Annotated in this window: 14 protein-coding genes; 11 read left to right on the top strand and 3 right to left on the bottom strand. The window is 63.9% G+C overall.

All coding sequences use genetic code 11. The features are described from left to right. Nucleotides 1-15 precede the first annotated feature (15 nt). From ACRYLT_RS01445 to otsA, 5 genes are read left to right on the top strand one after another with little or no spacing between them, the layout of a single operon-like run. On the top strand, nt 16-1422 hold the full coding sequence (locus ACRYLT_RS01445; protein ID WP_482662332.1) for an NAD(P)H-dependent flavin oxidoreductase: 1407 nt from the start codon (nt 16-18) through the stop codon (nt 1420-1422). A 16-nt stretch (nt 1423-1438) separates the two neighbouring features. Continuing rightward, complete coding sequence (locus ACRYLT_RS01440) at nt 1439-1924, top strand: SH3 domain-containing protein (RefSeq protein ID WP_482662331.1); 486 nt, start codon at nt 1439-1441, stop codon at nt 1922-1924. A gap of 47 nt (nt 1925-1971) precedes the next feature. Beyond that, nucleotides 1972-2703, top strand: coding sequence for a trehalose-phosphatase (gene otsB, locus ACRYLT_RS01435; RefSeq protein ID WP_482662330.1), 732 nt, complete (start codon nt 1972-1974; stop codon nt 2701-2703). Continuing rightward, nucleotides 2700-4490: a glycoside hydrolase family 15 protein gene (locus tag ACRYLT_RS01430; RefSeq protein ID WP_482662329.1), complete on the top strand. Its 1791-nt coding sequence runs from the start codon at nt 2700-2702 to the stop codon at nt 4488-4490. Before otsB ends, ACRYLT_RS01430 begins: the two co-directional genes overlap by 4 nt. After that, nucleotides 4487-5914, top strand: a complete 1428-nt coding sequence (gene otsA / locus ACRYLT_RS01425) for an alpha,alpha-trehalose-phosphate synthase (UDP-forming) (protein ID WP_482662328.1) — start codon at nt 4487-4489, stop codon at nt 5912-5914. The genes ACRYLT_RS01430 and otsA overlap by 4 nt, the downstream gene beginning before the upstream one ends. Before the next feature lie 54 nt (nt 5915-5968). Here the strand turns inward: otsA and ACRYLT_RS01420 are convergent, their stop codons facing one another. Continuing rightward, the gene (locus ACRYLT_RS01420; RefSeq protein ID WP_482662327.1) at nt 5969-6529 is read right to left on the bottom strand and encodes a glycine zipper 2TM domain-containing protein; all 561 of its coding nucleotides are present in this window, start codon (nt 6527-6529) and stop codon (nt 5969-5971) included. Between the two features lie 77 nt (nt 6530-6606). Next, nucleotides 6607-6936, bottom strand: coding sequence for a UrcA family protein (locus tag ACRYLT_RS01415; protein WP_482662326.1), 330 nt, complete (start codon nt 6934-6936; stop codon nt 6607-6609). A gap of 146 nt (nt 6937-7082) precedes the next feature. On the opposite strand from ACRYLT_RS01415, the gene ACRYLT_RS01410 reads away from it, so the two are divergent. After that, on the top strand, nt 7083-8033 hold the full coding sequence (locus ACRYLT_RS01410) for a LysR family transcriptional regulator (RefSeq protein WP_482662325.1): 951 nt from the start codon (nt 7083-7085) through the stop codon (nt 8031-8033). A gap of 119 nt (nt 8034-8152) precedes the next feature. Next, nucleotides 8153-8587, top strand: coding sequence for a hypothetical protein (locus ACRYLT_RS01405; protein WP_482662324.1), 435 nt, complete (start codon nt 8153-8155; stop codon nt 8585-8587). Nucleotides 8588-8729: 142 nt separating this feature from the next. Here ACRYLT_RS01405 and ACRYLT_RS01400 read toward each other — a convergent pair whose 3' ends face one another. Next, on the bottom strand, nt 8730-9926 hold the full coding sequence (locus ACRYLT_RS01400; protein ID WP_482662323.1) for an acetyl-CoA C-acyltransferase: 1197 nt from the start codon (nt 9924-9926) through the stop codon (nt 8730-8732). A gap of 196 nt (nt 9927-10122) precedes the next feature. Between ACRYLT_RS01400 and ACRYLT_RS01395 the strand changes: the two genes are divergently transcribed. From ACRYLT_RS01395 to ACRYLT_RS01380, 4 genes are read left to right on the top strand one after another with little or no spacing between them, the layout of a single operon-like run. After that, nucleotides 10123-11277 (top strand): isovaleryl-CoA dehydrogenase, encoded by a 1155-nt coding sequence (locus tag ACRYLT_RS01395; protein WP_482662322.1) that lies wholly within the window; start codon nt 10123-10125, stop codon nt 11275-11277. Between the two features lie 9 nt (nt 11278-11286). Further along, nucleotides 11287-11673, top strand: coding sequence for a DUF1801 domain-containing protein (locus ACRYLT_RS01390; RefSeq protein ID WP_482662321.1), 387 nt, complete (start codon nt 11287-11289; stop codon nt 11671-11673). Then, nucleotides 11670-11990 carry a hypothetical protein gene (locus ACRYLT_RS01385; RefSeq protein WP_482662320.1) on the top strand — a complete coding sequence of 107 codons (321 nt, stop codon included), beginning with the start codon at nt 11670-11672 and terminating at the stop codon, nt 11988-11990. The genes ACRYLT_RS01390 and ACRYLT_RS01385 overlap by 4 nt, the downstream gene beginning before the upstream one ends. Beyond that, nucleotides 11987-13582: a carboxyl transferase domain-containing protein gene (locus ACRYLT_RS01380; RefSeq protein WP_482662319.1), complete on the top strand. Its 1596-nt coding sequence runs from the start codon at nt 11987-11989 to the stop codon at nt 13580-13582. Before ACRYLT_RS01385 ends, ACRYLT_RS01380 begins: the two co-directional genes overlap by 4 nt. The last annotated feature ends 7 nt before the right edge of the window (nt 13583-13589 follow it).

The following is a 13589-nucleotide window of genomic DNA, read 5'->3' as shown; positions in this document are numbered from 1 at the left end:
CGTCTGGGAGGTTGAATGTTCAAGGGTATCAGCCCGATCCGCTATGCTGGCCGTGAGGTGCTTCCGCTGATCGAGGGCGGCAAGGGTGTGTCGGCGACCAACCATATGAGTTCGGGGGCCTGGGCTGCGGCCGGCGGAATTGGCACTGTCTCCGCAGTCAATGCCGACAGCTACGATCCGGAAGGGCGTATCATCCCCCAAGTCTACCATGCCCTTACCCGTCGCGAGCGGCACGAGGAGCTTATCCGCTACGCGATCGAGGGTGCGGTGCAACAGGTGCAGCGTGCCTACGAGATCGCCAACGGAAGGGGGGCGATCAACATCAACGTGCTCTGGGAAATGGGCGGTGCGCAACGCGTGCTCCATGGCGTTCTTGAACGCACCAGGGGCCTGGTCGCCGGAGTGACGTGCGGCGCAGGAATGCCCTACAAGCTTTCGGAGATCGCGGCCTCCTACGGAGTTTCCTATCTGCCGATCATCAGCTCGGCACGGGCCTTTTCGGCGCTCTGGAAGCGCGCCTATCACAAGGCGGCAGAATGGCTTTCCGCCGTCGTCTATGAAGATCCCTGGCTTGCCGGCGGCCACAATGGCCTTTCCAATGCCGAGGATCCTTTGCAGCCGCAGGACCCCTATCCCAGAGTCGCGGCGCTGCGCCAGACGATGCGCGACAACGGAATTCCGGACGACGTGCCGATCGTCATGGCGGGCGGCGTGTGGAACCTGAAGGAATGGGAGCATTGGATCGACAATCCGGAACTGGGGCAGATCGCCTTCCAGTTCGGCACTCGGCCGCTGCTGACCAAGGAAAGTCCCATCCCCGAGGAATGGAAGCAGAGGTTATTGACGCTTGAGGAAGGGGATATCCTGCTTCATCGCTTCTCACCGACGGGATTCTACTCCTCAGCGGTCCGCAACCGTTTCCTTCGGTCGCTGGAAGCAAGGTCGCACCGGCAGATCGCCTTCACAAAGGAGCCTTTGGGCGATCACAAGTTCCAGCTCGACGTCGGAGTCGGCACCAAGAAGAATTTCTGGGTCACCAAGGGTGACCTTCTTCATGCCCGGGAATGGTTCGCTCAGGGTTTCACCGAGGCTCTGAAGACTCCCGACGAAACGCTCGTCTTCGTCACGCCGGAGGAAAAGCATGTGATCCGCAAGGATCAGGCCGACTGCATGGGGTGCCTTTCCCAGTGCCAGTTCTCCTCCTGGGCGGACAATGAGAAGAACACGACTGGAAGGCTCGCCGATCCGCGAAGCTTTTGCATCCAGAAGACGCTCCAGGATATCGCCCATGGCGGACCAGTGGAGGACAACCTCATGTTTGCCGGCCACTCGGCCTTTCGATTCAAGACTGATCCCTTCTATTCGAACGGCTTCGTGCCCACGGTGAAGCAGCTCGTGGAGCGGATCCAGACCGGTAATTGAGGGCGAGCGCAGAGCAATGAAGCGTTTTCTGACTCTCGCCTTGTTGGTTCTCGCAACCGCATCGGCTTTGACGGCGCAAGCTCAACGCCAGCGCGAGACGCCTTACTGGGCTTCGATCTCGGCCGGCCGGGCGCACATGCGGACCGGACCGGGGGAGACCTATCCCGTCACTTGGCTCTACGTTCGGCGCGACCTGCCGATCCAGGTGGTGGAGGTCTATCAGAACTGGCGCAAGATCCGCGATCCCGACGGGGAGACCGGCTGGATGCTCGTCAGCCTCCTCAGCGACACCCGAACGGCGATCGTTCGCGGCGAGCAGCCGGCAGCGATGCACGAAGAGCCGAATGAGGCGGCGCGAATTCGATACCGGGCGGAGCCGGGGGTGGTGGGAAGGATATCCCGCTGCGCCGAAGGGTGGTGCCGATTCGCGGTCGGCAACCGCGCGGGTTACTTGCGGACCGATCGGATCTGGGGCGTGGGCCGCGACGAAACCGTCGACTGATCCTGCTGGCGCTTGAGCTTTGCCGCCAGCCTTGCCAACGGGTCCGCATGTCGAGCCTTCCCAAGCCGCCGCCCGACCTTCTTGAGGGCGCGGCCCTGTTCCTCGATTTCGACGGCACTCTGGTGGAGCTCGCCGAAACGCCCGACTCGATCCACGTATCGGCGGATCTCGGACCGATGCTGGAGCGGCTCCGCCGGCGGCTGGAGGGGAGACTGGCGATCATCAGCGGCCGTTCGCTTGCCGACCTCGAGCGGCATGTCCCGCTATCCGGAATCGCCTTCTCCGGTTCGCACGGGCTCGAGCTGCGGCTCGCCGACGGCACCAATCTGCCGCTGAGTGTGCCGATCGGCCTCGACGATTTGCGTGACGAGGTGGCCAGGTTTGCCGCCGACGTGGACGGGCTGCTCGTCGAGGAGAAGCCGGCGGGGATTGCGCTCCATTACCGCCTCGCCCCGCTCGAGGCTCAGCGCGCGATCGAATTCATGGAGGGCCTGGCACAGCAGCGCGGCCTCTCTGTCCAGCGCGGCAACATGGTGATCGAGCTCCGTCCCGAAGGCGCGACGAAAGGCGACGCGCTTCGCGCCTTCATGACGGAACCCGACTTCGAGGGTGCGCGTCCTGTGTTCGTGGGCGACGATCTCACCGACGAGCATGCCTTCGATGCGGCCGCTTCGCTGGGCGGTGCCGGCGTTCTCGTGGGCCCGGCCCGCGAAACCGCGGCCCGCTACCGCGTCGAGTCGGTGAAGGCGGTGGCGGACTGGCTGAGGGAGGCAGCGTGAAGAATCTGAATCTGTGGCCGATCGGGAATTGCCAGGTAAGCGCGCTGATCGACCAGAAGGCGGGCTTCGTCTGGGGCTGCCAACCACGAGTCGACGGCGATCCGCTCTTCTGCTCGCTGCTCGATCCAGTCGGCGACAGCGACATTCCGCGGGGCGAATGGCGGATCAGCGTCGAAGATCAGGTCTCTTCCGAGCAGCGCTACCTGAAGAACACGCCGATCCTGGCCACCCGCCTTACTGACGCGCAGGGCGCGGTCGTCGAAATATTCGATTTCTGCCCCCGATTCGAACGGAGCGGCCGAATGTATCGGCCCGTCGCCTTCGTTCGGATCGTCAGGCCGGTGGTCGGTACGGCTCGAATCCGGGTCAGCCTCAATCCGGCGAAAGACTGGGGCGCGAGCGATGCCGAGCGGACGAGCGGCACCAACCACATACGCTATCTTCTCAAGCCTCAGCCGCTTCGGCTCACCACCGACGCGCCGGTCATCCATCTCCTCGAGAACCGCTTCTTCCGGCTGGAAAAGTCTCTCCATTTCTTCCTTGGGCCCGACGAACCCTTTGTCGGCAACGTCACGGAGGTACTCGCCTCCTTTCTCCACCAGACCTCCGATCATTGGCGCGACTGGGTGCGGGGATTGGCCATCCCTCTGGAATGGCAACGCATCGTCATTCGTTCGGCGATCACGCTCAAGCTCTGCCAGCATGAGGAAACGGGGGCAATCGTCGCGGCGCTCACCACATCCATCCCGGAAGCGCCCGCCACCCAGCGCAACTGGGACTACCGCTATTGCTGGATCCGCGACGCCTACTACACCGTCCAGGCACTGAACCGTCTGGGCGCTCTGGACGTCCTCGAAAACTATCTCAGCTACCTGCGCAACATCGTCGATCAGGCGAAGGAGGGGCATATTCAGCCGCTCTACGCCGTCTCCGGAGAGTCCCGGCTCGACGAGTTCGAAGCGGCCAAGCTGGCGGGTTATCGCGGAATGGGGCCGGTGCGGGTCGGCAATGCCGCCTACACCCAGGTTCAGCATGACGCTTATGGACAGATCATCCTGTCGAATGCGCAGGCATTCTTCGATGAACGGCTGTTGCGCAAGGCGACGGAAGAGGATTTCATCAGCCTCGAAAGAGTGGGCGAACTCGCCTGGACCCGTCACGACGAACCGGATGCCGGGCTTTGGGAATTTCGAACCCGCACCGGCGTTCACACCTATAGCTCGGTGATGAGCTGGGCTGGCTGCGACAGGCTCGCCAATATCGCCGAGGCGCTCAACTTGATGGACCGTGCCAGGCTGTGGCGGCAGCGAGCGCAGACCGTTCGAGGGGCGATCGAGGAGCGAGCCTGGCTCGCTTCGGAAGAGCGCTTTGCCGCAACCTTCGGCGGTGACGAGCTGGACGCAAGCCTGCTCCAGCTTCTGGACATGCGCTTCGTCGATGCAGCCGACCCGCGCTTCGTCAACACGTTCAACGCGATCGAAAAGGGGCTCAGGCGCGGCGAGCACATGCTTCGTTATGCCAGCGAAGACGATTTCGGCCTGCCGGAAACCGCCTTCAACTTCTGCACTTTCTGGTACATCGAGGCACTTCACCTCGTCGGCCGAGAGGAGGAAGCGCGAGCCATGTACGAGCAGATGCTTGAGCGGCTCACGCCTGCGGGGCTGCTCTCGGAGGACACGGACTTCGAAACCGACGAACTCTGGGGAAACTATCCCCAGACCTATTCGCTGGTAGGGCTGATCAACTGTGCCGGCCTCCTCTCCAAACCCTGGACTTCCGTTCGATGAGCCGATTGATCGTCATTTCCAACCGAGTTTCCGCTCCGAAATCCCGGAGCGCATCGGGGTCGCAAGGTGGCCTTTCGGTCGCGCTGGCCGCGGCGCTGAAAGAATATCGCGGGATCTGGTTCGGCTGGTCCGGCGAACGCACTGAGGAGTTTACCGGCCATATCGATCTCCAGCGGCATGAGGGCGTGACCACCGCGACGATCGACCTGGAAGAACAGGACGTCGAGGAATATTATAATGGCTACGCCAACCGCACCTTGTGGCCGCTCTTCCACTACCGACTCGACCTGGCCGAGTATGACAGGACCTTCGGCAGCGGCTACGAAAGGGTCAACGAGCGGTTCGCCGAGACCGTCGCCCCGCTGATCGAGCCAGACGATCTCATCTGGGTCCACGACTATCACCTCATTCCGATGGGGCAGCGGCTTCGCGCTCGAGGCCTGAAGAACCGGATCGGTTTCTTTCTCCACATACCCTGGCCGCCGCAGCGCCTGATCACCTCGCTGCCGTTCCACCAGAAGCTCGTTCGCTCGATGCTGGACTACGACCTGATCGGTTTCCAGACCGAGGAGTGGCTCGACAGCTTCCATCACTATATCGAGCGGGAAATGGGCGGGACCGTGACGAGCGACGGCACCGTCCGAGTCGGCAGTCGAAGCGTCAAGGCGGCCGCCTTTCCGATCGGCATCGATTCGGAGGACTTCGCCAAAGCGGTCAAGTCGCACTCCGCCAAGAAGGCGTACGAGCGTCTGAAAAAGAGCGTCGAGGGCAAGCAGATCATCATCGGCGTGGATCGCCTTGATTATTCCAAGGGGCTGGAAGAGCGCTTTCTCGGCTATCGACGGTTCCTCGAGGAGAATGAAGAGCGCCGCGGCCAGGTCACCTTCCTTCAGATCGCACCGCCTTCGCGTGGCGAGGTCCACACCTACGAGACGATTCGGGAGCATCTCGACGAGTTGTCGGGCCGAGTGAATGGTGAGTTTGCCGAGGTCGACTGGGTCCCGATCCGCTATGTGAACCAGGGCTATCCGCGCGAGGAATTGGCAGGATTCTATCGCGCTTCCCAGGCTGCGCTGATCACTCCGCTCCGCGACGGAATGAACCTGGTGTCGAAGGAATATGTCGCCGCGCAGGACCCGCAGAATCCCGGCGTTCTGATCCTCTCCCGCTTTGCCGGTTCGGCCTTGCAGCTGAAGGATGCCCTGCTGGTCAATCCTTACAGCAAGGACGAGATCAGCGATGCGCTGCGCAAGGCGCTCGACATGCCGCGCGGCGAGCGGATCCGCCGGTGGCGGGCGATGATGGACACGATCGAACAGGAGGACGTCGTCTGGTGGCGCCATGCCTTCGTCGAGGCACTCCAGAGTGCCGGACAAGTCGGCGACTCCTCCGGCGACTCGAACGCCCAGACGCTATCCAAATAGGGGCAGAGGCCGACGGCGAGGCTCAGGCACCTCGCCGCTGCTCATGACCCCTGATCAGCGGCAGCGTACTTCCTGGCTGCGCTCGATCCCTCGCCCGAGCAAAGCGCCGAGCGCGCCGCCAATCAGAGTACCGCCGGTGCGGCGCCGGCCGCCGTCGACGACGTTGCCGAGGATTCCACCGACCGCTCCGCCGATGATCAGACCTGTCGTGCCGTCGCTGCGGCGGCAATAATATCGCCCGTCGGAGCCGCGATAGACATGGTCTTCGGTCGTCAGCACGCGCTCACGATAGCGGGGGTCGTCGCGATAATAGCGGGCGGCGTCATAGTCGGTCTCGTAGCGGCCATAATTGTCGCGGTAGCGGTAATCGTCCCGGCGATATTCCTCGTCGCGGCGAACCGCCGCCTCGTAGCGCTCGCGTTCGCGCTCGTAGAGGTTGCGCTCGCTTTCGAAGCGCCGCTGTGCCGCCTGCCAACGGTCCTCCTCGGCTCGGGACTGGGCGGTGGCCGGCACGGCCGTCAGGGTCGCGGCCGCAGCCGCCAGAGCAAGCAAACTGGTCTTCATGTCCCCCATCTCCTCGGGCATCTTGTCACGCCACCACACACCCTGGGACATGAATTTGCCATGAAGCGCAGTCGAAAGGAAGCGATCGGCGAGCCCGGTGCAGTTGCGGGGCTGGATCTCCCGTCAGGTTAGCGGCCAAGCGCCAGCGTCGGCTCCCCTCGACGCATCGCCCGGGCCAGCGCGACGTCGCGCTGGCCCTCGGCCTGCAACCGGAATTCTGCCACGCAGGACGCGATCTTGTCCCGCCCGAGCAGATCGGCGGACGATGGCGTTCCGCACAGGCTTCGAGCGGCGTGGACGATCCGCCGGTCGAGCGCTGTCCGACCTTCGGCAGTGCTCAGGTCGAGGCCGGAAGTGCTGATTCGAACCAGCTGACGGTCACTCAGCTGCGCAGCGGCATGGCCGGAGGCAAAGCCACCCGCGAGGATGGCCGCGAGGGCGATGATGATGGTTCTCATGGCTGTTCTCCTGGATCAAAGATCAGCCAGCGCTGGCATTCGTCGAGATAGATCAGTTGCATATTGAAACGCAATCAGCGATATTGCACGACCATTCTGCAGAAGCGCAGAATGACCCGGCTTTCGCGGAGGTGCAGAGAAACGCGATGCTCGCAGCGCCGATCGACTGGAACGATCTCAGATATTTCCTCGCCGTGGCCAGAAGCGGCAGTGCCCTTGCTGCGGGCAAGGCGCTGAGGGTGAACCAGACGACGGTCACCCGCCGGCTCGCCGCGCTCGAGGCGGCGCTCGGCCTCTCGCTCTTCGAGCGCCGGCAGGCGGGCTATGCCCTCACTCCCGCCGGCGAGGCGCTGGTTGGACGCGCCGAAGCCGTTGAGGCGGCCGCGGGGGCGTTCGCCGATGCCGCGGGTGCAGAGGCGCGGGAGGTCAGCGGCACGGTCTGCCTGACGATGCAGGAAATCTATGCCGTCACCATCCTGCCGCCGATCCTTCGCGATCTCCACCAGCTTCATCCGCACCTTCGGGTCGAACTCGACACGGCCGATCTGCCGCGCGATCTCGCGGCGGGTGAGGCGGACGTCGCCGTCCGCGGTGTTCGCGGACATCCGGTCGGGGCAAGCCTTGTCGGTCGCCGAATCGCCGCCGACCCTTGGACTCTTTATTGCAGTCGCGATTATGCCTCCCGCCATCCGCGGCCGCGTTCGGCTGCGGACCTCAGGATGCATACGATCATCGGCGGTGGCGGCGAAAAGGTGTGGCCGATGTATCGCGCCTGGCTTCAGCGCCACAGGCTCGAGGAAGCCGTAACTCTTCATCACAGTTCCGGCACCGGTCTGCTCGCCGCGGTTCGGGCAGGGGCCGGGCTGGCGGTGCTTCCAAGCTTCGTCGCCGACCGGGATCCGGACCTGGTCCGTGTCCTCGAACCGATCGCGACCGACGACGCCGAATTGTGGCTGCTGACCCACGAACGGCTGCGCCACGCGCCTCGCATTCGCGCCGTGATGGATTTTCTCGCCGAGCGGCTGACCCGGTTGGCGCGGGTGCAAAGGCCGGTCGAGCCCGACTTGTGGGCGGCACCAGACGATCGCGCAAGCTAAGCGGGCAGCTTCGATTCACCTGCGTTACAATCCGGCTCGACGAGGCTCCCGTACCGGCGTATCTTGGAGAAATGGGACCCAGAACCGTGAGGGCGACGCTCGTCTGCGCTGGAGCAACTGTGCTCTTTGCAGCATCCGTCTCCCCGGCACAGCAGTCCATTGACATCCAGAGCGTCGATATTTTCGGCGGCAGATGCGAGCGGCTGCTCACGCGCGGCAAGGATCGAAGCTCCAGTTGCGGCCCAACCCTGTTGCACATGGTTTATCGCAGCGGCCGAAATTCCTTCGTCTTCACCGACCCGAACCGGGCGATGGTCTCGTTCAACGGAGCCCTGCAAATCATCGATGATCGCGAAACGCTGCGCGTCGAACGGATCACGATGGCTGAGAGCGGCGACGGGTCGACGACGACGGAGAATGCAACCGGTCTGTGCGAATTGGGCGACGTCTCGCAAGGAGCCGCCGCCATCCGCTGTTCGGGGAGCACCTCTTCTGGCGAGTTCGAGGCTTGGTTCCGAACCGACGGGCAGCCGCCCCAGCGCCGTGACTTTTAGTTTAGGAACTTCAGGCTAGCAGCTCCAGGCTCAGGTCCGCGCTTGCGGTACCGGACCGCTTCCCTCCACAGCTGCGATCCGAGCGGGCCTGCGATGCGTCGTCACGCACTTCGCGACAACGCGTGCCTACCTTCGTCGGAGCTCAGTTCACCAGCTCAACGGCCACGGCGGTGGCTTCGCCGCCGCCGATGCAGAGCGAGGCAAGGCCGCGCTTCTGGCCGTGCGTCTCGAGGGCCGACAGCAAGGTCGCCATGATCCGGGCGCCGCTGGCGCCGATCGGGTGACCCAGAGCGGTGGCGCCGCCATGGACGTTGATCCGCTCTCGTTCGATATCGAGGTCGCGCATCGCGATCATCGCGACGCAGGCGAAGGCTTCGTTGACTTCGTAGAGATCGACGTCACCGGCTTGCCAGCCCGCTTTCTCGAGCAACTTCCGAAGCGCCGGAACCGGAGCGCTGGTGAACTTGGCGGGCTCCTGGGCATGAGCGGCATGGGCAACGATCCGGGCGACCGGCTTGACCCCAAGACGTTCCGCGACGCTGGCCCGGCTGATCACCAGAGCGGCGGCGCCGTCGCTGATGCTGGACGCGTTGGCGGCGGTAATGGTGCCGTCCTTGGCAAAGGCCGGCTTGAGATTGGGGATCTTCTCCGGATTAGCCTTGCCGGGCTGTTCGTCGACGCTGATCTGTTCTTCGCCCTTTCGGCTGGTCACCGTCACGGCAACGATCTCGCGCTCGAAGGCGCCCGACTTGATCGCTTCGCTGGCACGCCGCAGCGACTCGATTGCGTATTCGTCCTGCATGGCGCGAGTAAATTGATACTCGCGCGCCGAATCTTCGGCGAAGGTGCCCATCGCGCGCCCGGATTCGTAGGCGTCCTCGAGCCCGTCGAGCATCATATGGTCGTAAATGGAGTCGTGGCCGATGCGTGCGCCGGAACGGTGCTTCTTGAGGAGATAGGGCGCGTTGGACATCGACTCCATGCCCCCGGCGATGATGATGTCGGCCGAGCCGCCGGCGATCATGTCGTGGGCGAAGATGGCGGCCTGCATTCCGGAGCCGCAGACCTTGTTGACGGTGGTCGCTTCCACTGAGCGTGGAAGGCCAGCCTTTATCGCCGCCTGGCGCGCCGGCGCCTGTCCCAGACCCGCGGGGAGCACGCAGCCCATGAAGATCTTGTCGACGCTTTCCGGCGAAACGCCGGCGCGTTCGACCGCCGCCTTGACGGCCGTTGCCCCGAGATCGGTTGCGGAAGCTCCGGCTAGGCAGCCCTGGAAGCTGCCCATCGGGGTCCGGGCGTAGGAGAGAATGACGATCGGGTCGGATGCGGCGCTGGCCATGACAGGTCTCCTTTGCCGGCGCACATAGGTCCTTCTGAACCCGTATTCAAATCGCGGCTGGTCGGTTTGAGGCGGCTCCTGGGCCGAGCCAGGGCGCTGCTTTCGGCGCATCAACAGGGGCCGCAAGGCCGCCGCCGGCGCGCTTGTCGCCGGCTTGGCCGCTCTGCTAGGGCCGCTCCCCGACAGGGAGAGATGAATGTCTGAAATGGGCCTCGATTTCGCCCTCGGCGAAATGGCGGAGACGATTCGCGACACCACCCGCCGCTTCGCCGACGAGAAGATCGCGCCGATCGCGGCGGAGATTGACGAAAAGGACTGGTTCCCGCGGGAGCTTTGGCCGCAAATGGGCGAACTCGGCCTTCACGGGATTACCGTCGAAGAGGACTATGGTGGGCTCGGCCTTGGCTATCTGGAGCATGTCATCGCCCAGGAGGAAGTGGCGCGGGCCTCGGCCTCGATCGGGCTTTCCTATGGCGCCCACTCCAACCTGTGCGTGAACCAGCTCCGTCGCTGGGGCAATGAGGAGCAGAAGCGGAGGTATTTGCCCAAGCTGATCAGCGGCGAGCATGTCGGAAGCCTCGCCATGTCGGAAGCCGGGGCCGGAAGCGACGTCGTCGGAATGAAGCTGAAGGCCGAGGCGGTTCAGGGCGGCTATGTCCTGAACGGCACCAAGTTCTGGATCACCAACGCCGCCTATGCCGACACGCTTGTCGTTTACGCCAAGACAGGCGAGGGCAGCCGCGGGATCACCACCTTCATCATCGAAAAGGACATGCCGGGATTCTCGATCGGCCAGAAACTCGACAAAATGGGGATGCGCGGCAGCCCGACAGCCGAGCTGATCTTCAACGATTGCGAAGTTCCCGAAGAGAATGTGATGGGCCCGGTCAATGGCGGAGTCGCTGTCTTGATGAGCGGGCTGGACTATGAGCGCACGGTGCTCGCCGGGATTCAGCTCGGGATCATGCAGGCCTGCCTCGACGTGGTTCTCCCCTACGTCCGGGAGCGCAAACAGTTCGGAAAGCCGATCGGCAGCTTCCAGCTCATGCAGGCGAAGGTGGCCGACATGTATGTCGCCCTCAATTCCGCTCGCGCCTATGTCTACCAGGTGGCCCGGGCGTGCGATTCCGGTCGGACGACGCGCTTCGATGCCGCCGGAGCGATCCTCTATGCCAGCGAGAATGCGGTTCGGGTTGCCAACGAGGCGATCCAGGCGCTCGGCGGCGCCGGCTATACCAAGGACTGGCCGGTCGAACGCTTCTACCGCGACGCCAAGCTGCTCGACATCGGTGCGGGAACGAACGAGATCAGGCGGATGCTGATCGGCCGCGAGCTGATCGGGGCGGCGTAGGAGCTGATTGTGGGCGAGGATGCGATCGCGGCATTCCGGGCAAGCCTCGACGACGGCACGCTGGCAACGGTGGACCGGCTTCGCGTGATCGCAGCTCATGCCCATCCGAAGCTTACCGAGCGAATGAAGTGGAACGCGCCCAGCTTCGCCGTCGGTGAGGAGGACCGGATCACGCTTGGTCTACAAAGATCCGGCGGAGTTCGCGTCGTGCTTCACCGGGGATCGAAGACGAGCGACGCGACCGACTTCGAATTTGCGGACGACGCCAAGCTCGCGAAGTGGCCCGCGCCGGATCGAGCCGTGCTGGTCTTTTCCGATGCCGATCAAGTGGAAGCGCAACAGGAGGCTCTCCAGGACCTGTTCTCCCGCTGGATCGTAGCGACGACAACCGCATGACCCTCGCCGAACTACTGGAATGGTATGCAACGATCAGCGGCGTCGTCGCGGCGCTGATGCTGGCCGGTGACTTCGGCCGTCGCGTCACCGGCTTCGGCTTCATCCTGTTCTGTACGATGAACATCGCCTGGATCGCCTTCGCCCAGATGGACGATACCGGTGGGCTGATGTGGCAGAACATCGTCCTTTTCGCCGTCAACCTGATCGGCGTCTGGCAATATCTCCTCAGTCCCAAGAATCGCAGGAAGATGAAGGCCGTCGCGGAGGCCGTCGAAGAGTTCGAGCAGAAAGAGAAACGTTCCGAGGCGGCGCAATGACGGTTCTGACCAGCAAGGTTGACGAGGGCTCGGAGAGCTTCCGGCGTTTCGCGGAGCATAATCGGCGCCTTGCCGCAGAGTTGCGCGACCGGGTCTCGCAAGCGGCCAAGGGCGGGCCGGAAAAGCATCGCGAGCGGCATGTCGCCCGAGGCAAATTGCTTCCCCGGCAGCGCGTCGAGCGCCTGCTCGATCCCGGTTCGCCATTCCTCGAGATCGGCCAGCTTGCGGCCTGCGACATGTATGACGGGGAGGTGCCGGGTGCCGGACTGATCGCCGGGATCGGTCGCGTCTCGGGACGCGAGACGATGATCGTTTGCAACGATGCGACGGTGAAGGGCGGCACCTATTATCCGATGACGGTGAAGAAGCATCTGCGCGCTCAGGAGATCGCGATGCAGAACCGGCTTCCTTGCGTCTATCTCGTCGATTCCGGAGGCGCGAACCTGCCTCACCAGGCGGAAGTCTTCCCCGACCGCGACCATTTCGGCCGCATCTTCTTCAATCAGGCCAATATGAGCAGCCTTGGAATCGCTCAGATCGCCTGCGTGATGGGAAGCTGCACCGCCGGCGGCGCCTATGTGCCGGCGATGAGCGACGAGACGGTGATCGTCCGAAACCAGGGCACCATCTTTCTCGGCGGGCCGCCTCTGGTGAAGGCGGCAACGGGGGAGGTCATCTCGGCCGAGGATCTGGGTGGAGGCGATCTTCACGCGCGGAGGTCTGGAGTCGTCGATCATCTCGCTGAGAATGACGAGCATGCGCTTGCCACCGTTCGCGACATCGTCGCCCGGCTGAACACGGTGAAGTCGGTCGACATCGACCTTGTGGAGCCGGAGCCGCCAAAGCTCGATCCCGAGGAGCTGTACGGAATCATCCCCGACGATGTGCGCACGCCTTATGACGTGCACGAGGTGATCGGCCGGATCGTGGACGGTTCCGAGTTCCACGAGTTCAAGCCGCTCTACGGCTCGACCCTGGTGTGCGGCTTCGCGCGGATCTGGGGCATTCCGGTCGCGATCCTGGCGAACAACGGCATATTGTTCAGCGAGAGCGCGATGAAGGGCGCGCATTTCATCGAACTTGCCTGCCAGCGCCGGACGCCCCTGCTGTTCCTCCAGAACATTTCCGGCTTCATGGTCGGCGGCAAATATGAGGCGGGCGGGATCGCCAAGGACGGAGCCAAGCTGGTGACGGCGGTGGCGACCGCTCAGGTGCCCAAGGTCACCGTCCTTATCGGCGGCAGCTTCGGCGCCGGCAATTACGGCATGTGCGGCCGGGCCTATAGCCCCCGATTCCTGTTCAGCTGGCCGAACAGCCGGATCTCGGTAATGGGGGGCGAACAGGCGGCGAGCGTGCTCGCGACCGTACACAAGGACGCCGACAACTGGACTCCGGAAGAAGCCGAAGCCTTCAAGGCGCCGATCCGGCAACGCTACGAGGATGAGGGCAATCCCTATCACGCCACGGCGCGGCTGTGGGACGACGGGATCATCGATCCGGTGCAGACCCGCGACCTGCTCGGGCTGGCTTTCGCGTCGACGTTGAACGCACCGATTGCCGAGGCGCCGCGCTTCGGCTTGTTCAGAATGTGAGGCCTGG

This window comes from Sphingosinicella sp. SM1-17, from assembly GCF_056821765.1.
The sequence above is the reverse complement of the archived record's forward strand: the minus strand, read 5'-3'. Positions and strand labels throughout refer to the sequence as shown.

Bases quoted from the DNA above. Each gene is read 5' to 3' on its own strand.
- ACRYLT_RS01415 (WP_482662326.1), bottom strand. From the start codon at position 6,936: ATGAGAACCATCATCATCGCCCTCGCGGCCATCCTCGCGGGTGGCTTT.
- ACRYLT_RS01380 (WP_482662319.1), top strand. From the start codon at position 11,987: ATGACGGTTCTGACCAGCAAGGTTGACGAGGGCTCGGAGAGCTTCCGG.
- ACRYLT_RS01420 (WP_482662327.1), bottom strand. From the start codon at position 6,529: ATGTCCCAGGGTGTGTGGTGGCGTGACAAGATGCCCGAGGAGATGGGG.
- otsA (WP_482662328.1), top strand. From the start codon at position 4,487: ATGAGCCGATTGATCGTCATTTCCAACCGAGTTTCCGCTCCGAAATCC.
- ACRYLT_RS01440 (WP_482662331.1), top strand. From the start codon at position 1,439: ATGAAGCGTTTTCTGACTCTCGCCTTGTTGGTTCTCGCAACCGCATCG.
- ACRYLT_RS01395 (WP_482662322.1), top strand. From the start codon at position 10,123: ATGTCTGAAATGGGCCTCGATTTCGCCCTCGGCGAAATGGCGGAGACG.
- ACRYLT_RS01385 (WP_482662320.1), top strand. From the start codon at position 11,670: ATGACCCTCGCCGAACTACTGGAATGGTATGCAACGATCAGCGGCGTC.
- ACRYLT_RS01445 (WP_482662332.1), top strand. From the start codon at position 16: ATGTTCAAGGGTATCAGCCCGATCCGCTATGCTGGCCGTGAGGTGCTT.
- otsB (WP_482662330.1), top strand. From the start codon at position 1,972: ATGTCGAGCCTTCCCAAGCCGCCGCCCGACCTTCTTGAGGGCGCGGCC.
- ACRYLT_RS01400 (WP_482662323.1), bottom strand. From the start codon at position 9,926: ATGGCCAGCGCCGCATCCGACCCGATCGTCATTCTCTCCTACGCCCGG.
- ACRYLT_RS01410 (WP_482662325.1), top strand. From the start codon at position 7,083: ATGCTCGCAGCGCCGATCGACTGGAACGATCTCAGATATTTCCTCGCC.